Below are 23,845 nucleotides of genomic sequence, written 5' to 3'. Positions count from 1 at the left end.
ATTTGAGTTTAACAAAAGTATGTTCAATGAAGGCTGTTTATTACGAAGAATTTAAAGGGAAAGTTGAAATCAAAGAAGTCCCCAATCCAACTGTTTCACCCGATAGTGTGATTGTAAAAGTTGAAGCCACCGGGCTTTGTCGAAGCGACTGGCATGGGTGGATGGGGCACGACCCGGATATTGTTTTACCACATGTTCCCGGTCACGAACTGGCAGGAACCATAGCCGAAGTTGGATCGGAAATCAAAAACTTTAACGTTGGCGACCGCGTTACGGTTCCGTTTGTAAGCGGCTGTGGCTGCTGTCCCGAATGCCAGACCGGTAATCAGCAAGTTTGTGATAATCAGTTTCAACCGGGATTTACAGCCTGGGGATCGTTTGCCGAGTTAGTGGAAATAAAATATGCCGATATCAACCTGGTACATTTGCCCGATGAAATTGATTTTGTCACAGCCGCCAGTCTGGGATGCCGGTTTATCACCTCGTTTCGTGCGGTAATCGACCAGGGGAAAGTTACGGCCGGACAATGGGTGGCCGTGCATGGATGTGGAGGAGTTGGATTGTCGGCCATAAATATTGCATCGGGTGCAGGAGCAAATGTAGTTGCAATTGATATTGATGATGCAAAATTGCAACTGGCCAAAAAGTTAGGCGCAAACGTTCTCATCAACGCAAAAGAAATACCAAACGTTCCTGCAGAAATTATAAAAGTTACGGGCCGCGGAGCACATCTTTCCATCGATGCATTGGGCAGCCAGGAAACCTGTTTTAATTCCATTTCCTGTTTGAGAAAACGGGGAAAACATGTGCAGGTTGGTTTAACAACTGCCGATCATAAACACCCGAAAGTACCTATGGATAAAGTTGTTGCGCATGAGATTGAAATCCTTGGAAGCCACGGGATGCAAGCCTTTCGTTACGATGCTGTTTTTGAAATGATAAAAGCCGGTAAAGTACATCCGGAATTGATGTTAGGCAAAACCATTTCTCTGGAAGAAGCACCGGAAGCATTAGTCAACATGAACAACTTTGCAAATCTGGGAGTTACTGTTATCAATAAATTCTAATCTGCGTTTATCTGCGTAATCTGCGAGAAACAACATGAAAAACCTAAAAATTACCATCATACAACCCGATATCATCTGGGAAGATCCAAAAGCAAACCTGGAAAAGTATTCCAATTGGTTGGAAACTATTGAAGAAACAGATGTGATCATTCTCCCGGAAATGTTTACAACCGGCTTTTCGATGCATCCTGAGAAGTTAAAGGAACCATTGAATGGAGCGTCAGTAAAATGGATGCAGCAAGTAGCTGCTGATAAAAACGCGGTAGTGGTTGGAAGCCTTATTATTGAAGATGAAGGGAAGGTATACAACCGTGCACTTTGGGTATTTTCCGATGGTAAAATTGAATCGTACGATAAACGCCATTTATACAGTATGGGGCAGGAGCATTTACACTACGAACCCGGTAAAGACAAATTAATCGTCGAATACAAAGGCTGGAAATTCTGTCCACAAATCTGTTACGATCTCCGTTTTCCTGCGTTTGCCCGAAACCTGGAAGATTACGACGTTGTCTTTTATATGGCAAACTGGCCATCGCCTCGTCATCATGTCTGGAAAAACCTGCTTATTTCGCGTGCCATTGAAAATCAATCGTATTGTTTTGGCGTTAACCGTGTTGGAACCGATGGTACAGGTTTAAGTTATTTGGGCGACTCTGCATGTATTTCTCCAAAAGGTATAGCTGAGTTTATGGGGGAGAAAGAAACGATTAAAACTTTTGAAATTTCTTACTCCGAATTACACAATTTCCGACAAAAATTCCCTCTGCTCAACGATCGTGATACCTTCTCAATTCTGTAAAATTCTCTTTTCAAACCAAATCTCAGACTTTTAAACTAAAAATATAGTTGTTTTAAAGATCATTAAACCAGCTAATTGCAATTTTGTGAAAATAAATAACTAAATATTTAGTTTGAAAACTAATTTATTAGTTATATGTTTGCTCATGTAAAGGATAACTGAAAAGCTATAGTCAGAAAGAGGATGTTGTTTTTACTAAAAATGAACGGTGAATTTTTAAAGTAATAACAAAATTTTGACGATTATGGAAGTAAAAAAAGAACAAAAGGCCGACCTGGAAAGAAAGCGAAACACCTTCTTTTTAATTGGGTTAGTAGTAGCGCTGGGAACTACGCTTGCGGCTTTTGAGTGGACAACAACTCCGGCAAAAGCCGACTCACTTGGAGTAATTCAATCGCTCGAGGTTGAGGAGGAAATAATTCCTATTACCCGGGAAGCGGAAGTAAAACCTCCGCCACCGCCGCCGCCACCAAAAGTAATTGAGGTGCTAAATATCGTTGACGACGATATTGAAATTGAAGATGAACTGTTGATTGAAGACACCGAGGCCGATGATGAGACTGTAATTGACGTGCAGCCTATAATTGAAAGCACGAATGAAGAAGAAGAGGCAGTTGATGAAATTTTTGTAGTAGTAGAAGAAGTACCCGAATTCCCGGGTGGTATACGGGCTTTGTATCAGTACATCAATTCCAATGTTCGTTACCCGGTAATTGCCCAGGAAAACGGGATACAGGGGAGAGTATATGTGAAATTTGTAGTTAATGAAACGGGGGATGTAAGTGATGCTCAGGTGCTAAGACCCATTGATCCGTCGTTAGACAAGGAAGCACTGCGGGTAATAAACAGCCTTCCACGGTTTAAACCCGGTAAACAACGTGGCAAACCGGTAAAAGTGTACTACAATGCACAAATAACATTTAAGCTGCAGTAAACAATTTTAAAATAACCACTAATAAAAAGAATTATGAGGAATTATGTATTAATCATTTTGGGTGTAATCCTGACAATGAATGTATTCGCACAGGACAGCAGTAAGAAAGAACAAGTATTTGTTATTGTTGAAGATATGCCGGAATATCCGGGAGGCGAGGAGGCTTTGCGCAATGATATTGCATCTTTGGTAAAATACCCGGTTGCAGCCAAAGAGAATGGAATTCAGGGTAAAGTGTACGTGACTTTTGTATTAAACGAAGAGGGGAAAATTGAAGATGCGAAAATAGCACGCGGTGTTGATCCGTCGCTCGATAAAGAGGCGCTACGGGTTATTAATGCACTTGATAAAACCTGGACCCCCGGAAAACAAAAAGGTGTTCCTGTAAAGGTGAGTTACACGGTGCCGATAATGTTTGCTTTAAATGAAGGAGCGGCCGAAGAGAAAAATATTAAAAGTGGAGAAGGAGCTGACGCGGTGTTTTTTATTGTAGAAGATATGCCGGAATTTCCGGGTGGCGACGAGGCCTTAAGAAAATATATTGCCAACGCCCTTAATTATCCTGAAGTGGCACAAAAGAATGGTATACAAGGCAAAGTGTATGTTTCGTTTGTGGTAGAAAAAGATGGTTCTATTGGTGATGCAAAAATAGAACGAGGCGTAGATCCTTCATTAGACAAAGAGGCACTTCGTGTGGTAAAAGCACTTCCGATGTGGAAACCCGGTAAACAGCGAGGCAAAACTGTTCGTGTTCAGTACACAGTTCCGATTAATTTTGCTTTAAACTAATCGTAATATTCTCACACTGTACCTAAAAGAATAGTTTTCTAACTAAATTTTTAGGTACAGTTTTTGTAGTTTAGCAGAAATCAAAAACAAACGAACATAATGAAGGAACTTACCAAAGCCGAAGAGCAGGTGATGCAATTACTCTGGAAACTTGAAAAAGCATTTGTAAAAGACATTATTGAAGAAATGCCTGTTCCGAAACCCGCTTATAATACGGTTTCTACGATTATCCGCATTTTGGAAAAGAAAGGTTTTGTGGGTCACAATGCCTACGGAAAAACACACGAGTATTTTCCGCTGATTTCGCGAAAAGAGTACACCCGTTCGTTTATGAAGAATTTTATGCGAAACTATTTTAGTGGCTCGTTCCAGGAAATGGTTTCGTTTTTTGCCAAGGAAGACAACATGAGTTTATCGGAACTGGATGAACTGATGGAGGATGTGAAACGCGATATAGAAAACGAAAACCGGGATACCGATGAATAATTTAGTGAATTTTATTATTGAATCGGGAATAAGCCTGTCGCTGCTGTCGCTTATTTACGTACTGTTTTTACGGAAAGAAACATTCTTCCGTTTAAACCGGCTTTTCCTGCTTTTTTCCATTTTGTTTTCCGTCATTCTACCGTTTCTGCATTTCCGGGTTTACGCACCGCAAACAAACATGCTGGCCGAAGTTACCGTAACACCATACCGTAATGTTTTAGAGGCGGTTACCATTTACGGACAGGATCTTTCCGGCGCAATGGTACAATCAATCAGTTCAAGTAAAATCATCATTCTTATCTATTTATTAGGATTGATGTTTTTCCTCGGACGAATGATTTTTAGGATCGTTCAGATTTGGCTGATAATTGCAAAAAATGAAGTTCAACACGTCGATAATTATCGATTTGTGATGGTTGATAAAGACTTCAGTCCATTTTCGTTTTTGGGCTACATTTTTATCAATCCGAAAATGAAAAAGGATTCGGGGTACGAGAAAATGGTAACCCACGAAATGGAACACATCAAACAAGGACATACTTTCGATGTGCTGATTCTTGAAATCCTTACTGTTTTTCAGTGGTTCAATCCGTTTATGTGGATGCTAAAACGTGCCATTCGAGAAAATCACGAATACCTCGCCGACCATGCTGTTCTGAATTCAGGAATAAGTTCTGCCCAGTATAAACAGTTGCTTTTAAGTCAGGCGGTTGGTATGCAGTTGGATATCGCCAATAATTTCAATTCGTCGCTGATTAAAAAGCGGATTCATATGATTTCAAAAATCAGGTCATCGAAGTTGGCGAACCTGAAATATATTTTAGGATTTGTTTCGTTACTGGCTTTGGTTGTAATTTTTGCATGTGAACAAAAAGAAGCACTTCAGGTAACTAAAATTGAGGATAGTAACGAACGGAAAATCACCATTCGGCTGGCAGATGACGGCGCGAAACTAGAAGGTAGCCAGGAAGATCTGGAATATTTACATGCCATGCTTAATGGCAAAAATAAATACGAATTTGATACTGATAGTACTGGTGAAGTTTTTCTCGTAAAAAGTAAAGAGCCTGAAACGATCCAGTTGGAGGAAAAAGATCAGGTATTTTTTATTGTAGAAAAAATGCCGGAATTTCCGGGCGGCGATGTTGCCTTGCGTAAATACATTGCTAACTCGATCAAATATCCGGAAATTGCTATTCAGAATGGTATTCAGGGAAAAGTGTACGTAACTTTTGTAGTTACGGGTAGTGGTAAAATTGCCAATGCAAAAATTGCTCGTGGAGTTGATCCTTCAATTGATAAAGAGGCACTGCGGGTTGTTAATTCCTTACCTAAATGGAAACCTGGATATCAGCGTGGCGAGCCGGTTAATGTGAGTTACACCGTGCCAATTAATTTTGTTCTTCAATAAAATTTAATGAATTGAAACACCTCTGCAAACGATAACACGATTGAATAAATAAATATTTATGCGATTAAAATTATTAACCCTGCTATTGATAATGTTCTGTGTTGCAACTACCACGTTGGCACAGCGCAAAATAGATTTGCTTTTAATTGAAAAGAGCTACGATAAAGCTTTACAAGAGATTGAAAAAGAATTGGCTGCCAATCCTTCGGCTGAATTGTTTTATAAAAAGGGAGTGGTTTACAAAAACCTGCAGGATTACCAACAGGCATTGGAGGCTTTTATGAACGGACTTCAATACGAAGCCAATAATATTACAATGCTGGAAGAAACAGCAGAATGTTTTTCCATTTTGGGCAACAACCGCGATGCCATTGCTTTTTACGATAGAGCGCTGCAGGTTGAGCCGAATAACCTGCCATTAGCCGGAAAACTCGGTCGGGTTCACATTAATATGGATGACTATAAAACAGCCTTCAAAGTTTTCTCCGGAATTTATGAAAAGGACTCCACCAATGTGTATTGGAACAAACAGTTGGCCTATTGTTCATACCGTGTTTTTCAGCGTGAGAAAGCACGCGATTTGTATGAAAAAGTGCTGGTGGCCAATCCCCGCGATCATGGAACTTACATAAATCTGATACATTGTTACAACTGGAAAAAGGAAGCCAATGAAATAATGGCTACCATCGATTCAGGTTTGGTGCAGTTTCCGGCTGACAAGGACTTGTTGTTTGAAAAGGCGATGTTTTTTTATAAAACCAAACGTTACGGCCCGGCGATGTTGCAGTTTGAGAAATACCTGGAACAGGAAAAACAACCGGCTTTCGAAACCATGATGAATTATGGGATAAGCACTTATTTTGCCGAGCAGGAAGAAAAGGCACTGGACATTTTTGGCGACTTAAAATTGCTTAGCCCGAACGATCCGCTGGTGATGTACTACCAAAGTTTGTGTAACCGGAAACTCAAAAATTACGACGATGCCATTGAACTGATGACTTTTGCCATTGATGCAACGGTGCCGGATTATGTGTCGGAAATGTATCATCACCTCGGGCAAATGTACGGTCAGCAACGAATGTTTAAAGAATCGATAGAAGCCCTGGAGAAATCCTACGAGTTGAATCCAGGCAAAACAGAAGTGCTGTTTGAAATTGCAACTACCTACGAGGAATATAACTCGAACAAAACGCTGGCGATGAACTACTATCGGATTTATTTAACAGAATCAGGTGAAGGTGCAAAAAATGCCATTTATGCGCTCGAACGTATTGAAAAGTTAAAAGAGGATCTGTTTTTTGATGAATAGCCGGGGGAGAAGAAACTAGTTTTCGCCGGTTTTTTCGCGAACCAGATTAGCCAGTTGAACCCTGCTTTTCACACCGGTTTTGGTGTAAATCCGGTGATTATGATCTTTTACCGTTTGTAAGGTGATAAACAATTTATCGGCAATTGCTTTATTTGATTTTCCGCTGCAAATTTCCTGAATAATCTCTGCTTCCCGTTTCGATATTTCGTAAAAATTACAAAACGATTGAAAATCCATGTTCTCATTCTCGGGCGTTGTTTGATTTTTAAAGCGAATAATTGCCGGAAGAAACAGATTGCACGCAAACAAAATAATTAAAGCAATACAGGTTGAAATATACCCGAACCGATTGAAAAAGAACATTACGGCGGAATAAAGTACCGTGCCCGCAAAAACAATGAGTACCCGATTTTTGTCGAGTCCGCTTTCTTTTAGTAGGCCGGCATCTTTTGTTTTTCTGAAAAAGGGTAACATGAAAAACAAATAAACCACCAGATTCAACAGCACTAAAATACGTACCACAAAAAGATCTGCGTTGTCGGGAACATAAATGTGTTCTTTCTGAATAAGAAAAACCAGGGCAAAAGCCAACACTACAAAAGTAGGAAAGAAGGAAAAAATGAATGTTTTTGTTAGTCGGCGCCCGTTGCAATTATTGGCAAACTTTAAAAGCATAAACCAACTTACCACCATAAACGGAATACCAATTATGGGTATAAAAACGGCTAACTTGGCACTTAAAGCATCGCCAATATTTAAATCGGCAATAACCATCCGCAGACTTATATTTCCCCAAACTCCATAAAAAAGAAAGGAGAAAAGAAATATTTGCTGATACAGTAAAGTGGTGAAAATTGGCTTCTTGTTTTGCTGATATTGCTGGTAAGCAAGCAGTATTCCCACAGCCGAAATTCCGGCAGAAATAACAAATGTAATAATGTATGCTAAAATTTTAATCCACATAAAGACTACTTAAGTAGTGTATTGCAATTTTACGCACTTTGCCCGTGCAGCGCTAACTACGAAAGTAGTGAAATTACTAAATCCAACTTTAGTAGGAAGGATTTTTTTGAGATATACAGTAGATTTGAATAACAATTACAAAAAACAATGTTCAGGCGCCGAAAGGTGCCACTCGGAAAACAGAAAACAAAAACATTAAAAACAAAAACAATGGAAAGCTTAAAGTATTTTGAATTGAGACCATCGGCAGGTGGAAGTTTTAGTTACGGTTGGAGAAAAATGTTTGAAAAATCATTCCTGCCACTTCTTGTAGCCGTAATAATTGTCGGACTATTAAATGGTCCGGGATATGGATTTAGAGGCGAATGGAACGGCGATGATATTAATGGCTTCGGCTTACTGCTTTTACCTCTCGCATTATTTGCACTCGCATATGCTTTTTTATTTATACCAGTAATTAAATACGGCAAAAAGAAGCTGTTCTTAAATGCCATGAGAGATGAAGAAGTTGATTTGAAAGTAATGTTCGAAGGCTTTAAAACGCAATATTTAAATATCATTTTAGCGAATTTAATCGTATTGGCATTGGTAACTGTCGGATTTTTTATGCTGATAATACCCGGTATTATTGTGGCATGTAGATTAGCTTTTGTTCCTTACCTGGTTATGGACAAAGAACTGGACGCCATGAAAGCAGTTGAAAAAAGCTGGCAAATGACACGCGGTTACGGTTGGACCATTTTCGGAATGGCTATCTTATCTTTCTTTATTATTATTGCCGGATTGATCGTTTGTATTGTAGGAGTTTTCTTTTCATCGATGTGGATTAGTGCTGCATTTGCAACACTTTATGCATCGGTTGACGGAGAGAAAGAAGATGAGAATCCAATCCCGATTTTAGGAGTTAACGAAGTAGAAGAATAAAAAACAAAACATGTTCAAGTTTAGGAGCCCGGATTTTTCCGGGCTTTTTGTTTTTATATGGTATCGTTTGTGTATTTTGGCTATTCATTTCCATCGATAAAATGAAGAAACTATATCTACTATTTCTTGTACTAGCAACCTCTGTTGCACAAGCTCAGTATTTCGATACAGGGCAGGATCCGGCTTCGCTGAAATGGCGGCAAATCAACACTACAAATTTCCAATTGATATATCCCGATTATTACGAACACCAGGCGCAGGTTTTGGCTCAAAAACTGGAGATGGTTTACGATTTCGGGAGCTATTCGTTAAAATACAAACCGGGAAAAATATCGGTTATTCTTCATACACAAACGGTGCAATCGAACGGGTTGGTGGCTTATGCTCCAAAACGTTCGGAGTTTTATACGACACCACATCAATCAATATATCCGCAAGACTGGCTGGAACAGCTAGCTTTACACGAATTCCGCCATGTGGTACAGATCGATAAATTGAATTCCGAATTACCCAAAATCATCAAAATTATATTGGGCGAACAAGGAACTGCTTTGTTATTTGGAGCTTATCTTCCGTGGTGGTTTATCGAAGGTGATGCTGTGGTAACAGAAACGGCATTAGGCAATTACGGGCGCGGTCGTTTCCCCTCATTCCTGGTGGAACATCAGGCGCAGGTGGTCGACAACAAAACATTTTCGTACGATAAAGCTTACCTCGGATCATTCAAAGATTACGTTCCCAATCATTATCAATTGGGGTATTATTTGGTGGCCAATTCAAGAGAACGATACGGAAGTGAAATCTGGGAAAAGGCCTTAAAAAGAGTAGGGACCAAACCTTTTTCGGTAACTCCTTTTAATAAAGCTTTAAAGCTGGAGACCGGTTTGGGCAAAGTGCAGCTTTACGAATCTATATTCGATAGTTTAGCAACTGAGTGGAAAAATTCCAACGCACAATTTGAGGAAATTCCATCAACTCAACTCTCGAAAAAAAATAAAACGTACACCAATTATTTGTACAAAAACTGGCTTAACAATGATGAACTGATTGCCTACAAAACGGGTCTGGATGTGGTTGCTTCATTTGTTAAGATCAACACAAAAACCGGAGCCGAAACAAAATTGATTACACCGGGATTAATTTTTGAGGAGTCGGTTAATTTCAGAGGAGAATGGATTGTGTGGGCCGAAAAAGTCCCCGATGTTCGTTGGACGCACAGTGGGCTTTCGCGAATTCGGATATTCAATGCAGATACAAAAAAGATGTATTCTGTTGCGCCAGAATTTAAGGCTTTCGCCCCGGTTCTTTCACCCGATTTAAAAGAGGTGGCAGTTGTTGAAACCGATTTCTCAAGTGCTAATTATTTAACGGTTTATGATATCTCGAGCGGAAAAATGAAATACCGCTACCAAACGGCGAATAACAATTTTTTCTTTTCACCGGTTTGGCTCAACCAGTACGAATTAATAGTTGTGTTGCTGGATGAGAAAGGTAAACGAATTGCTAAAGTTGATCTGCAAAATAATAAGCAGACATTTCTCCCGGGCACTGAACTGGGAGAGATAAAACAGTTGCAGGTTTCTGACAACAATTTGTATTTTATCAGCAGCTATTCGGGTAAAAATGCGCTTTATAAGTACGACTTAAGCAATTCTGAAATTGAGCAAGTATACGAACCTCGATTTGATGTTGCTTATCCGGCCATTAGTAATAACGGAACAATTGCACTTAGCGACTACACCGGAGATGGTTTTCGGATTATCGAAATTCATCCTGAAAATAATGTGCCGTTGGCAGACCTTACTCCCGGCAGCTGGCCACTTGCAAATTCAATGCAACAGCAAGAACCCGGTGTTGTAGATTTTACGCGTGTCGATAGCACAAAGTTTTTTGCATCAGAGGGTTATAGTAAAGCAAAACATTTGTTGAACTTTCATAGTTGGGCACCTGTTTTTGTCGATCCCGATAATTATGAGTTTTTGCCCGGCGTTAGTTTAATGTCGCAAAATAAGTTGGGAACCGCATTTACAACTCTGGGTTATAAATGGGATACCAGCGAAAAAACAGGCCATTTTTATGGACGGTACACATATAAAGGTTGGTTTCCGGTATTCGATTTTGAAGTAACAGGAGGTAAACGCGCGTCGCAATATTGGTTAATTCGGGAATACCAGGATCAGAATGGACAAGTGGTTGACAGAGATACCACGCTTCAGGATTTTAAATGGAATGAAACGACTTTAAGTGCCAATATGCGTATTCCTTTGAATTTATCACGAGGAGCATTTTCACGCCTTTTGCAACCCGAAGTGGATTACCAGTTGGCACATTACGGAAAAGAGCAGTCGACACCGGATGATTTTAGCGCCGGTAATTATCAATCGTTGTCATACCGTTTGTACTATTACCAGATTCTCCGCAGAAGTCGCCAGGATATATATCCGAATTTTGGATTTGCTTTGGAAGGTAATTTTCGACACTCGCCCTGGCAATCATACGAAATGGGGCAATTGGCAGCGGGTGCAGCAACAATATATCTTCCCGGCCTTTTGAAAAATCACGGCATTCGTTTATATGGAGGTTTGCAAGATAAGAGTTCCGGAAATCTCTTTGGATTTTCTGATGCGATCCGTTTCCCGCGGGGATGGACAAAAGTGGAAACTGAACAATTGCAATCTTTATCGCTTAATTATGCGCTGCCACTTATTAATCCTGATCTAAGCATTGGCGGACTTACCTATATACGCAGGATAAGTGCAACCTTGTTTGCTGATTACGCAAATTTGCAGGGAAGCTACCATGGCGGTGAAGTCCCAACTAAATATAACGTCGACATTTCTTCTTATGGTGTCGAGTTGTTGGGAGATGTTAATTTCTTTCGGTTTTATGCTCCGGTAAAAATAGGAGTCAGAGCTTCGTACCTTAAAGAACTGGAAGACGTTGGTTTCGATTTCTTGCTTTCTGTTGATTTTAATTCGTTGTAGGCAAATTCAAAAAAAACAATCATCCAAAGATTAGCCTTTTAAGCAAATTGTGCTCAAAATTCGGAATTCAGCGCTATTTTCTCTAATTGACAAAATTGTCTAATTCATGCATTTTTACGGTAAGTAGATGAAATAGTGTGGTTTATGTCATAAAATGTCATTTTTTAAGCCATTGAGAATTCGACAGATTTCTTTTTACGTGTAATTGCGCGTTAATATTTTCAGCATTTTAAATAAAATCATAAAAGATGAAAGGACAGGAGTCTTTTCAATTGATCAGGATAGAAAATTAGATTTTATCCGGGCGAACGTTTGAAAAAATACTTCTCAACAAATGCGACATAAATCGGCATGTTAATGTAACAGCACTTTCAAGTACACTTGTAAAATTCACATATGTATTTACAAAAGTATAAAGGGATAACGAATCATGTCAATATGAATCGTACACATATGTTGTCAACCTACGATTCGAAATATGTCACAAATGTATTAGGTGTAAAAATGCTGCATCAGATAAAAGTTCAACTTTTTAAATTGTAACGGGCATCAATTTATATATATGTAACAGTTAAAGAGGGTAGTGTTTAAATAAATAAAGCAAAATTATACAAAGTAGAAAATTACGGTCATTATTCACTATGTATAAATATACAAGTATTGTAAATAGGTTTATGTAGCTCTATATTAAGTGTTTGCAATGTTTAAGTAAAGTACAATTAGTGACACACCCCATTGTTTGCCCAAATAATGTCTTTTTCTGCTATAAATACACTTTTAAGTATTGTATTCTAATGTATTATAGTATTCATATGAAGTTGTATATGTAGTATTGTTAGAGGTTTTCAAGTTTGTGTGGCATTTACATTTAGTAAAAAGTAGTTGTTAAATTCGAAAAGAATATTTACATTTGTTGTTGAAGTATACACGAAGTCTGTTGGACGCATGACAAATGTATCTTCACAACACACCTTAAAAAATGAAAGACCGAATTAAAAATTTTATCGATGCAAAAGGAATCTCCGCCGGCGAACTGGCTGCAGTTCTTGACGTGCAACGATCTAATATCTCACATATTCTTAATGGCAGGAATAAACCAGGTGCTTCATTCATTGAGAAGTTATTACTGGAATTCCCTGATTTAAACGCTCGCTGGCTGCTTACCGGTGAGGGAGACATGTTTAGTGGACAAGTATCAACAGATAATAGTCCGCAACAAAAGCTTCCTATAGTTGAGGAAGTAAGAAAACAGCAGCCTTTAGCTGAAAAGCCAGTGGCGAAGAACATTATTACGGAGGAGAATAGTAAAGCATCAATGACGGCTTCAGATAGCGAAATAGACAAAATGGTTATTATATACCGTGATGGTACATTTAATATATATAAACAACGCTAGGAAATTAGACAGGTAATGTATAAAGCAAGTAGTAACATATTACTATATAATATAACTTACCTACAATGAAGTTTTGCATAACCACAGTGATAATCGAAAGAATTAGACCCGGTGGTTTTAATAATAAATAGAATAAAAACATTTGTATATTATATGTTGTAGAGAATTGTAATCGTTTTTACTAAAAGGTATTTGATCTCCAAACGGTGATTAAACCAGAGTAACAAAGAGGGCTGTAGTATTACGGTCCTCTTTTGTTTATATGTAAATTCACAATTTAGTATAGTTGGTGCTTACAAATGTAACATGCCTAAATCGTTAATATTTAATGCGATTAGAAACAAAAGTAAACTTTTTACAAAAATAATTTCAAAAACGTTTGCATATGTGAATTATTGTCTTCATATTTGTAACAACAAAAGTAAACAACAATACGACAGGATGATTAAAACAATATAGATTCAATTTACAAACCCAATTTAAGTTGATAAATCCAGAAGTCGCTTGGCCACTAGTAATAGTGGCCATTTCTGGTTTGTAGAAGTATGTTATTGCGAAATGGATTTAATAGTAAAAAAGTAAAATATTGTTTTGGAAATGTAAATTTTATTAATACATTTGTACACATATAAACAAAGACCCTTATTTTTTACCTAATTTAAATATTACATAGAAGGCCGTTATTCAACGGTCTTTTCTTTTTGTATCAATTCTAAGCGCGAAATTCAACGATTATTCTATTATCTTTGCGGCAAAATCAGAATACATGCCAAAAAAGTTTGTTAAAGAATTCAACGTAATTGAAAATAGTGCGCTAAACGCTACAAACTTTCTTATCAAAGTACAGTCGGATACCGAACTTCCGGAGATAAAACCAGGACAATTTGTAAATATTGAAATTAAGGAAGCGGAAGAGATCTTTCTTCGCCGGCCTTTCTCAGTATTTGAAGTGGATTACGAGAATGATGTAATCTCGATGATTGTTAAAATACTGGGGAGAGGATCGCGTAAATTAACGGAGATTAAAGCGGGAAGTAAGCTTAGTATGGTTTATCCACTGGGAAAAACGTTTACGTATCCGTCAGCAGACGATAAAATCTTGCTGATTGGTGGTGGTAGCGGAGTTGCGCCAATGCTTTTCTTAGCCAAAGAATCGGGTTTGCCGGTAGAAAATGTCGACATTTTATTGGGAGCTCGCTCAAAAGAAGACCATATAAATGTAGATGACTATAAAAAGTATGCGAGTTTACATTATGCATCAGAAGACGGTTCGCTTGGTGAAAAGGGATTTGTAACGCAGCATTCGGTATTTACCGATAACTTAAATTCATACACTAAAATATATGCTTGTGGCCCGGATGGAATGATGCGAGCCATTGCAAAAGAGGCAAAAGCTGCCAATGTATTTTGCGAAGTATCGCTCGAGAACCTTATGGCTTGCGGTTTTGGGGTGTGTTTGTGCTGCATTGAGCCCACAAACAAAGGAAATCAATGTGTGTGTACTGATGGTCCGGTGTTTAACATTAATGATTTGAAATGGTAGATTTAAAAGTAAAATTACACGATATAGAATTTAAAAATCCGGTAACACTGGCATCGGGAACCTGCGGATTTGCACGCGAAACAGCTGAATTCTTTGAACCAGGCTTGCTTGGAGGTTATTTTCTGAAAGGAACAACGCTTAAAAACCGCGATGGTAATAACTATCCGCGAATGGCCGAAACGCCATCGGGCATGTTAAATGCGGTGGGTTTACAAAATAAAGGCATCGATTACTTTATTGAAAACATTTATCCTGATATTGTTGACTATGATACACAATTGATTATAAATGTAAACGGATCTACCGTTGAAGATTACATTGCTTTAACCGAGAAAGTTAACGAGCTGGATAAAATTAATGCCATTGAGTTGAATATCTCTTGCCCTAACGTTAAAGAAGGCGGAATGGCCTTTGGTGTTAGCTGTCCGGGAGCAGAGATGGTTACCCGCGAAGTGCGCAAAGTTTACGATAAAACAATGATAGTAAAACTATCGCCAAATGTTACCGACATTACAGAAATAGCCAAGGCCGTAGAAGGACAGGGGGCTGATGCTGTGTCGTTAGTAAACACTTTCCTGGGAATGGCCATTGACGCCGAAAAAAGAACGCCGCTTTTATCTACAATAACCGGCGGATTATCAGGTCCGGCTATAAAACCAATTGCATTACGTATGGTTTGGCAGGTTGCCAATGCCGTAAAAATTCCGGTTGTAGGAATTGGTGGTATAATGAATGCTGCCGATGCCATAGAGTTTATGCTGGCAGGAGCTTCGGTTGTACAGGTTGGTACGGCAATATTTAAAGATCCGATGATTCCGGTGAAGATTGTTGAAGGCATCGAAGATTATCTGAAACGCCACAATATGCAGTCTGTCAATGAATTAATTGGTGGTTTACAAGTGTAGTATACATTTGTCACATTACACTTCTGTATATAACTTTTGTCATTCGATAAAATCTATCTGAGATAAATACTATTTAGTACGATTTTCCCCGATTTTAGCTGTTAAAATACATTTAACTCTATTTTTGCACAAAATTAAAATTGCAATCTGAACATTTCAATTTTAGTTCTGTTGTTATAAGTGCAAATAGCAAAACATAGATTTAAAGTATTTATTATGGCAAGTTTTAATATCGTTATGCCTAAACTGGGCGAAAGTATCCAGGAAGGCACCATTACTAAATGGTTCGTAAAAGAGGGAGATACTATTGAAGAGGATGACATGCTCTTCGAAGTTGCTACTGACAAAGTAGATTCAGAGATCCCGTCGCCAGTAGATGGCGTAATCACAAAAATTAATTATGAGGAAGATAGTCTGGTTGCAGTTGGCGAAGTTCTGGCTGTTGTAAGTCTTGATGGTGAGGTTGAAGAAACTGAACCGGAAGCGACTGATAGCAAAGAGGAAACTGCAAAAACAGACGAGGCACCTGCAAAAGCAGAAACAACCGATGCTTCGGTTGATGACAGTAGAAAACTTTCAAACCGTTTCTATTCTCCTTTGGTAAAAACCATTGCCAAAGAAGAAAATGTTTCGTTTGACGAGTTGGAAAGCATTGAAGGATCGGGCGTTGGAGGCCGCGTTCAGAAGAAAGATATTATGGCCTACCTGGAAAGCAGAGACAGTTCTGCAGCCCAGAAAGAAAGCAAACCAGCAGCTCCAGCCGCACCGGCTGTTGAGAAGAAAGCCGCACCTCCGGTTTCAGTGGGAGCCAACGATACTGTTGTTGAAATGGATCGTGTTCGTAAACTGATTGCAGATCACATGGTGATGTCGAAACAAGTTTCGCCACACGTTACTTCAGTGGTTGAAGCCGATGTTACCGATCTTGTAATCTGGAGAAACAAAAACAAAGATGCTTTCCAGAAAAAATATGGCGACAAAATTACGTTCATGCCAATTTTCACGGAGGCAGTTGCTGCTGCTTTAGCTGAATTTCCAATGGTGAACTCATCTGTAAACGGTGATCAGATCGTTATGAAAAAAGATGTAAACGTGGGAATCGCTGTTGCTAAACCCGATGGAAACCTGATCGTTCCTGTAATTAGAAATGCAGAACAACGTAACCTGGTTGGTTTAACAAAAGAGTTGAACCGACTGGCTGATGCAGCACGTAACAATAAACTTGATCCATCAGAAATTCAGGGTGGAACATTTACTATAACCAATTTCGGGTCGTTCGGAAATATTATCGGAACACCAATTATCAACCAACCGCAAGTTGCTATTCTGGCAACAGGAATTATCGAGAAAAAACCAGCCGTTCTGGAAACTCCAAGCGGCGATGTAATTGCAATTCGTTACAAAATGTACCTGTCGTTATCCTACGATCACCGTATTATCGATGGTGCACTGGGAGGAGCTTTCCTGCGTCGCATTGCTGATCATCTGGAACAATTTGATATAAACCGCGCAATATAATTTATTATGAAGGATTTAAAAGTACCAAAGCAATATACAATTAAGAAAACTCCGAAGGAGACTTTAGAGAGTTGGTACCGGTTAATGAAAGTTGGCCGTGCACTCGACGAAAAAGCGCCCAACTACCTGAAACAAGCCATTGGCTGGTCTTACCATGCTCCTTATGCCGGTCATGATGGAATTCAGCTGGCTATCGGACAGAATTTTGAGCAAAAGAAAGACCATTTATATATGTATTATCGCGATATGTTGACTGCTCTTGCGGGCGGAATGACATCGGAAGAGATCATATTAAACGGTATTTCAAAGGCAACCGATCCATCGAGTGGTGGTCGCCACATGTCGAATCACCTGGCAAAACCTGAGTGGAACATGCACAGTGTGTCGTCGGCAACCGGAAACCACACTTTGCACGCTGTTGGAACCGGACGCGCTATTAAATACTATGGCGAGAAAGCGGTTTCTATCAGTAGCCAGGGCGAATCGTCGGTTAGTGAAGGTTACGTTTACGAGGCCATTACCGGTGCCGATAAAGAAGAATTGCCTGTAATTTTTGTGGTTCAGGATAATGGTTATGGTATTTCGGTACCTAAAAAAGACCAGACAGCACAACGAAAAGTGGCCAATAACTTCACAGGATTTAAAAACCTGCGCATCATTCATTGTAACGGTAAAGATGTTTTCGATTCGATGAACGCCATGGCAGAAGCCAAACGTTATGCCATCGAGGAGAGCAAACCTGTATTGCTGCAGGCCAACTGTGTACGTATGGGATCGCACTCCAACTCTGATGATCATTTGCTTTATCGTTCAGATGCGGAAAGAAATTATGTAGTGGAATACGATCCGCTGGCAAAATACAGAAGGTTGTTATTGCGTTACGAGCGATTCACTGAAGAAGAGCTGGATAAGATTGATGCTGAAGTAAAAGCTGAAATTAAAGCTTCTCACAAAGCCGCTATGGCTGCTCCGGATCCGGATCCTGCTTCGATTTACGATCATGTATTTTCTGATCCGTTTGTATCGGAGAAATATCCGGAAGGATTACATAACCAGAAAGAAGGTGATAAGACAAAATTTATCACAGCACTTAACGAGACTTTAAAGGCAGAATTCCGTCATAACCCTGATACTTTTATCTGGGGGCAGGATATGGCCAACAAAGATAAAGGCGGTATTTTCAACGTATCGAAAGGTATGCAGGCCGAGTTTGGCGATAAGCGTGTATTTAACGGTCCGATTGCTGAGGATTTTATCCTTGGAACGGCTAACGGAATGTCGCGCTACCACGAGAAAATTCGTGTAGTTGTTGAAGGTGCTGAGTTTGCCGATTATTTCTGGCCGGCAATGGAACAGTACGTTGATACCAGTCACGATCTGTGGCGATCGAACGGTAAATTTTCGCCAAATGTAACCATTCGCCTGGCGTCAGGTGGTTATATCGGCGGTGGAATGTACCACTCGCAAAACATTGAAGGTTCGCTGGCTGCCATTCCGGGAGTACGTATTGTTTATCCGTCGTTTGCTGATGATGCAGCCGGATTGTTGCGTACATCATTACGCTCGGAAGGTTTAACCATGTTTATGGAGCCAAAAGCACTTTACCAGGATCCGAAAGCTGCAACTGTAGTACCTGATGATTTTGAGGTGCCGTTCGGAAAAGCTCGTGTTCGCCGTGAGGGTAGTGATCTTACCATTATTACTTATGGAAACACAACTCACTTAAGTCTTGACGCTGCTAATAAACTGGCAGAAGAAGGTGTGGCTAATGTTGAAGTTATCGATTTGCGTTCACTGATTCCGCTGGATGAAGAAACCATTTTGAACTCGATCAAGAAAACCAACAAAGTATTGGTTGTTCACGAAGACAAAGTGTTTGGTGGTTTTGGTGGCGAGTTAAGCGCGCTTATCAACGAAAAAGGTTTTGAATACCTTGATGCACCTATTAAACGTGTAGGTTCGCCATTTACGCCGGTTGGTTTCAACCGTATTTTGGAGAAAGCGATCTTACCAAATACAGAGCGTATTTACACAGCAGCAAAAGAATTAATTGAATACTAAAAATCGGAAAAATGAGTAAAACCGCAATTATATACAGTTACAATACTCAAAAATCGAAAAAGGTAGCAGAGAAAGTGATTGCTGCTTTTGGTGAGAAAGAGATTGAAGCAGTTAATGCTGAAGAGCTTAGCAAAGATGTGTTGAATAAATACAACAATTTTATTCTTAGCGCACCAACCTGGTTCGACGGCGAATTACCCAACTACTGGGATGAGTTTGTACCTGATCTGGAAGAAATGGACCTTAAAAAGAAGAAGTTTGCAATCTTCGGATTAGGCGACCAGAAAGGATATACAGAGAATTTCTGTGATGCAATTGGTTTATTGGCCGAAATACTTGAAGAGTGTGGAGCAACTATCGTTGGACAGACTTCGGTTGAAGGTTATACCTTCGAAGCATCGCGTGCTCAACGAGGCGATAATTTTATCGGATTGCCGATTGACCAGGAAAACCAGGCTCGTAAAACAAAACAACGGGTAGAAGACTGGGTAGAACAACTCAAAAAAGAGTTTAAATAGATGAAAATCGATTAGAGAAAAACTCTTGCTATATAAGGTTTTTCTATTTGCATAAAGGCCGTTGGTGTTGACCAATGGCCTTTTTTGCGTTAAGTATACAAATGTGTAATATGCGAAAAGCCTGTAACAATGCGAGTTTATGAATAGTTGCAGTGATTGATATTTTTGTAAATTACAAATGTGCTACACAATGATTTACAAATGTATTCACTTTTGTAAACTAAGTAATTACCATTTAGCGCTACTAAAAGTTTTTTGATATTTTGAGTTACTGATCAGTTAATTTTAAATAGACTCAGGAAATCGATTTAATTATTGTTAAACAGGATAGGGTTTTTAAAAGCTCATTGTTATTAACTATTTGCTATATCGGTTAAATTGCCGGTTCATTAGTTTACGGTTCGTATTAATTGATTAATTTTGTGGCTTCGAATTATAAATAAATTTACCGTGCCTGAAACTAGATACATATTTGTTACCGGTGGAGTTACTTCGTCGTTGGGAAAAGGTATTTTAGCCTCGTCGCTAGCCAAGTTGCTACAATCTCGTGGTTATAATGTTACCATTCAAAAATTGGATCCGTATATTAACGTTGATCCCGGAACGCTAAATCCGTATGAACACGGAGAGTGTTTTGTTACCGAAGACGGAGCCGAAACCGACCTCGATCTGGGACATTACGAGCGTTTCTTAAATACTGCAACATCGCAGGCGAACAACGTAACAACCGGAAGAATTTACCAATCGGTTATCGATAAAGAACGCCGGGGTGATTACCTCGGAAAAACCGTTCAGATTATTCCTCATATTACCGACGAAATTAAACGGAGAATTAAAATTCTCGGATCAAAAGGTAAATACGATATCGTGATCACTGAGATTGGCGGTACGGTAGGCGACATTGAATCGTTACCTTATATTGAGGCAGTTCGTCAGTTGAAATGGGAATTGGGAAGCCGCGCTATGGTTATTCACTTAACGCTGGTTCCTTACCTGTCGGCAACAGGCGAGTTAAAAACCAAGCCTACACAGCACTCGGTAAAAATGTTGCTCGAAACCGGAGTTCAACCCGATATTCTGGTACTTCGTACCGAGCACGATATTGAATTATCGGTTCGCCAAAAAGTTGCATTGTTCTGTAACGTTGGATTAGAATCTGTAATTCAATCGGTTAACGTGCCAACAATTTACGATGTTCCGTTAAAAATGTTGGAAGAAAAGCTGGATATCACTGTATTGAAAAAGCTTGGCTTAACTATTAACGAAGAAATTGATCTTTCGGCATGGAACGATTTCCTTGCACGTCATAAAAACCCAACGCAAACCGTTGAAATTGGTTTGGTTGGAAAATATGTGGAATTACACGACGCTTACAAATCAATTGCTGAAGCGCTGGTACACGCCGGAGCTGAAAACAGATGCAAAGTAAATATTAACTGGATTCACTCAGAAGAACTGAGCCCTGAGAATATTGATGAGCAACTGAAAGACATGAACGGAATTATCGTTGCTCCGGGATTTGGTCATCGTGGAATGAAAGGAAAAATTCTGGCAGCACAATATGCCCGCGAAAACAACATCACTTTCCTTGGTATTTGTTTAGGTATGCAGGTTGCAGTTATCGAGTTTGCACGAAATGTAATTAATCTGGAAAATGCAGACTCATCAGAAATGAATCCAAAAACTCCACATCCGGTAATCGACCTTATGGAACAACAAAAAGGCATTACCAATTATGGTGGAACAATGCGTTTGGGAGCCTACGAATGTCGTATTATCGACGAGAGCTCAAACGTCAGCAAGGCATACAATAAATTAACGGTTCACGAAAGACACCGTCATCGTTACGAATTTAACGAAACATACCGTCAGCAATATATCGATGCAGGAATGGTTCCAACCGGAATCAACCCGGATACTGATTTGGTGGAGATTGTAGAAATTCCTGAACATAAGTGGTTTGTGGGTGTTCAATTCCACCCGGAATACAGAAGTACGGTATTAAATCCCCATCCGTTGTTTATTGATTTTATTAAGAACTCATTACCTGAATAATAGAAAATGGATAAAAAATCGATTATTGGAATCGTTTTAATCTTTGTGATCCTGGTTGTATTTTCATTGATCAACCAGCCATCGAAAGAAGAAGTTGAAGCTGCGAAGCAACGACGCGATTCCATAGCACAAGTTGAAGCACAGCAAGCGCTGGAGCTGCAGAAAATGCAGCAACAGCAAGAACAGCAAAATGCGGCTATGGAAGCCGACACTGCTGTTCAAAATCAAATAATGCAACAAAAAGCAGAGGAACTTGGTGTTTTTGGTGCCGCATCAGTTGGTACCGAAGAGTTTACCACCCTCGAAAATAACCAGATAAAAATTACCTTCTCGAACAAAGGGGGACGTATTTACTCGGTTGAGCTGAAAGACTATAAAAGATACGATTCAACACAATTAGTTCTTTTTGATGGTCCTGAAACTCTGTTTGGTCTGAATTTCTTTGCACAAAACAGAAGTATCAGCACTGATAACCTGTACTTTGAGCAAGTTGGTGGTGCTAAAAATGTAAGCATCAGCGGACCACAAGTTCCAAAAGGCGACGAAGGAAAGATTAAGTTTAATAATGAAAATCCGGGTGGAGCAGAATCGGTAACTTTCCGTTTAGAAGTAGCACCGGGTAAATTTATAGCGTACACTTATACCTTAGCTTATAACTCGTTTATGGTTGACTTTGACGTGAACATGCAGGGTATGGACAGCTATATTTCGCGAAATCAATCGTACCTCAATTTTAGCTGGGCTTTCGATGTTCCGCGTCAGGAACACTATTCTCGTTTTGGTGAAGACCGCTATACTTATATGACCTATAAGTTTTTTGAAGACGAGGTTGATAACCTGGATAAAAACAAATCGGACGAAGAAAACCTTTCAACAAGCGTTAAATGGATCGGTTTTAAGCAGTTATTCTTTAACTCTACTATAATTGGCGACGAAGCATTCCCGAATGCGATGGTACGTCAGGAAAAGTACGATTACGAAGACAACCATAATTATTTAGGAAATTTCAGAGCTGATATTGCCATTCCTTTCAACGGAACACAAAATGAAAAGATTGGTTTGCAGTTTTATTTTGGCCCTAACCACTATCAAACCCTAAAACAATACGGTCTTGATATGGAGCGCCAGATTGATCTGGGATACGCCATTGTACGTCCGGTTAACCGTTACGTCATTATTCCGGTATTTAACTGGTTACGTCGTTCTATCGACAACTTTGGTATCATCATCCTGCTGCTTACGCTGATGATTAAAGTGGTACTGTTCCCGTTTACTTACAAATCATACATGTCGCAGGCCAAAATGCGTGCATTAAAGCCTGAGGTTGATGAGATAAATGCCAAATTTCCGGGGCAGGAGAAAGCCATGGAAAAACAACAGGCAACAATGGCGCTGTACCGAAAGGCCGGCGTGAATCCGATGGGAGGTTGTTTGCCGATGGTATTACAGATGCCAATCCTGTTTGCAATGTTCTTTTTCTTCCCAACATCAATCGAGTTAAGAGGGCAGAGTTTCTTGTGGGCACACGATTTATCAACCTATGATTCGATTCTGAGCTGGGATTTTACCATTCCGCTGATCGGAAACTTTATGGGTAACCACCTGAGCTTATTTACGATATTAATGACCATTACAACGATCATTTCTACGAAGCTAAGCCAGTCGGCTACTACCAGCCAGGGAATGCCGGGAATGAAAACCATGATGTATATTATGCCATTAATGTTCTTCTTCCTGTTGAACAGCTATCCATCAGGTTTGAGTTACTACTATTTCCTTGCCAACTTGATTACTATTGGCCAGACTTACCTGATCCGCTCGTTTGTTGACGACGAAAAGATTAGAGCACAGCTGCAAGCCAATAAAAAGAAACCAGCGAAAAAGCAGTCGAACTTCCAGAAGCGTTTGGAAGAAATGGCTAAACAACGCGGGGTGCAAGCACCAAAAAGAAAATAATCAACGATTAAATATTGAAAAGCCGGCTAAGAGTTTCTTAGCCGGCTTTTTTTTGAAAGTCCAATAAAATAAATAGCGAAAATCTACTTCAAAATTTATGGACTCACCCTGATTGTGCCTTCGACACAATCGTCCCTCTCTTCATGAACCTTAGATTTGCGAAGATATTTTTTGATGGAATGGAAAGGATTAATTTTGAGTATAAACCAAGATATTAAAAAGAA

18 protein-coding genes are annotated in these 23,845 nt (G+C 39.5%); 17 read left to right on the top strand and 1 reads right to left on the bottom strand.

Annotated features, from left to right (window positions below; translation table 11 throughout):
* Positions 1-26 precede the first annotated feature (26 nt).
* From QZ576_RS14070 to QZ576_RS14040, 7 genes are all read left to right on the top strand, one after another.
* Complete coding sequence (locus QZ576_RS14070; protein ID WP_297098248.1) at positions 27-1,067, top strand: zinc-dependent alcohol dehydrogenase family protein; 1,041 nt, start codon at positions 27-29, stop codon at positions 1,065-1,067.
* A 34-nt stretch (positions 1,068-1,101) separates the two neighbouring features.
* Positions 1,102-1,869 (top strand): amidohydrolase, encoded by a 768-nt coding sequence (locus QZ576_RS14065; protein WP_297098246.1) that lies wholly within the window; start codon positions 1,102-1,104, stop codon positions 1,867-1,869.
* 244 nt (positions 1,870-2,113) lie between these two features.
* Entirely contained in the window at positions 2,114-2,803 is a 690-nt protein-coding gene (locus QZ576_RS14060; protein WP_297098244.1) for an energy transducer TonB, read from the top strand.
* 33 nt (positions 2,804-2,836) lie between these two features.
* The gene (locus QZ576_RS14055) at positions 2,837-3,592 is read left to right on the top strand and encodes an energy transducer TonB (RefSeq protein WP_297098242.1); all 756 of its coding nucleotides are present in this window, start codon (positions 2,837-2,839) and stop codon (positions 3,590-3,592) included.
* A gap of 99 nt (positions 3,593-3,691) precedes the next feature.
* Complete coding sequence (locus QZ576_RS14050; protein WP_297098240.1) at positions 3,692-4,078, top strand: BlaI/MecI/CopY family transcriptional regulator; 387 nt, start codon at positions 3,692-3,694, stop codon at positions 4,076-4,078.
* Positions 4,071-5,489 carry a M56 family metallopeptidase gene (locus QZ576_RS14045; protein WP_297098238.1) on the top strand — a complete coding sequence of 473 codons (1,419 nt, stop codon included), beginning with the start codon at positions 4,071-4,073 and terminating at the stop codon, positions 5,487-5,489. The genes QZ576_RS14050 and QZ576_RS14045 overlap by 8 nt, the downstream gene beginning before the upstream one ends.
* Positions 5,490-5,547: 58 nt before the next feature.
* Positions 5,548-6,798 (top strand): hypothetical protein, encoded by a 1,251-nt coding sequence (locus QZ576_RS14040; protein ID WP_297098235.1) that lies wholly within the window; start codon positions 5,548-5,550, stop codon positions 6,796-6,798.
* Positions 6,799-6,813: 15 nt separating this feature from the next.
* Here the strand turns inward: QZ576_RS14040 and QZ576_RS14035 are convergent, their stop codons facing one another.
* On the bottom strand, positions 6,814-7,761 hold the full coding sequence (locus tag QZ576_RS14035) for a LuxR C-terminal-related transcriptional regulator (protein ID WP_297098233.1): 948 nt from the start codon (positions 7,759-7,761) through the stop codon (positions 6,814-6,816).
* Between the two features lie 210 nt (positions 7,762-7,971).
* On the opposite strand from QZ576_RS14035, the gene QZ576_RS14030 reads away from it, so the two are divergent.
* The 10 genes from QZ576_RS14030 (at position 7,972) to yidC (ending at position 23,621) form a co-directional block, all read left to right on the top strand.
* Positions 7,972-8,685, top strand: a complete 714-nt coding sequence (locus tag QZ576_RS14030; protein WP_297098232.1) for a hypothetical protein — start codon at positions 7,972-7,974, stop codon at positions 8,683-8,685.
* 101 nt (positions 8,686-8,786) lie between these two features.
* Positions 8,787-11,669 carry a hypothetical protein gene (locus QZ576_RS14025; protein ID WP_297098231.1) on the top strand — a complete coding sequence of 961 codons (2,883 nt, stop codon included), beginning with the start codon at positions 8,787-8,789 and terminating at the stop codon, positions 11,667-11,669.
* Positions 11,670-12,648: 979 nt separating this feature from the next.
* Positions 12,649-13,065 carry a helix-turn-helix transcriptional regulator gene (locus QZ576_RS14020; RefSeq protein WP_297098229.1) on the top strand — a complete coding sequence of 139 codons (417 nt, stop codon included), beginning with the start codon at positions 12,649-12,651 and terminating at the stop codon, positions 13,063-13,065.
* A gap of 766 nt (positions 13,066-13,831) precedes the next feature.
* Positions 13,832-14,608, top strand: a complete 777-nt coding sequence (locus QZ576_RS14015; RefSeq protein ID WP_297098227.1) for a dihydroorotate dehydrogenase electron transfer subunit — start codon at positions 13,832-13,834, stop codon at positions 14,606-14,608.
* On the top strand, positions 14,602-15,513 hold the full coding sequence (locus QZ576_RS14010) for a dihydroorotate dehydrogenase (protein ID WP_297098224.1): 912 nt from the start codon (positions 14,602-14,604) through the stop codon (positions 15,511-15,513). The genes QZ576_RS14015 and QZ576_RS14010 overlap by 7 nt, the downstream gene beginning before the upstream one ends.
* Positions 15,514-15,729: 216 nt before the next feature.
* Positions 15,730-17,031 (top strand): dihydrolipoamide acetyltransferase family protein, encoded by a 1,302-nt coding sequence (locus QZ576_RS14005; RefSeq protein ID WP_297098222.1) that lies wholly within the window; start codon positions 15,730-15,732, stop codon positions 17,029-17,031.
* Between the two features lie 6 nt (positions 17,032-17,037).
* Positions 17,038-19,092, top strand: coding sequence for a thiamine pyrophosphate-dependent enzyme (locus tag QZ576_RS14000; RefSeq protein ID WP_297098218.1), 2,055 nt, complete (start codon positions 17,038-17,040; stop codon positions 19,090-19,092).
* A gap of 11 nt (positions 19,093-19,103) precedes the next feature.
* Positions 19,104-19,610: a flavodoxin gene (locus QZ576_RS13995; protein ID WP_297098216.1), complete on the top strand. Its 507-nt coding sequence runs from the start codon at positions 19,104-19,106 to the stop codon at positions 19,608-19,610.
* A gap of 450 nt (positions 19,611-20,060) precedes the next feature.
* Complete coding sequence (locus QZ576_RS13990; protein ID WP_297098215.1) at positions 20,061-21,665, top strand: CTP synthase; 1,605 nt, start codon at positions 20,061-20,063, stop codon at positions 21,663-21,665.
* Positions 21,666-21,671: 6 nt separating this feature from the next.
* Positions 21,672-23,621 (top strand): membrane protein insertase YidC, encoded by a 1,950-nt coding sequence (gene yidC, locus QZ576_RS13985; RefSeq protein WP_297098213.1) that lies wholly within the window; start codon positions 21,672-21,674, stop codon positions 23,619-23,621.
* Positions 23,622-23,845: the final 224 nt, after the last annotated feature.

It is taken from the genome of uncultured Draconibacterium sp. (assembly GCF_913060805.1).
Taxonomy (GTDB): Bacteria; Bacteroidota; Bacteroidia; order Bacteroidales; family Prolixibacteraceae; genus Draconibacterium.
This window is presented reverse-complemented; position numbering and strand designations above follow the sequence as displayed.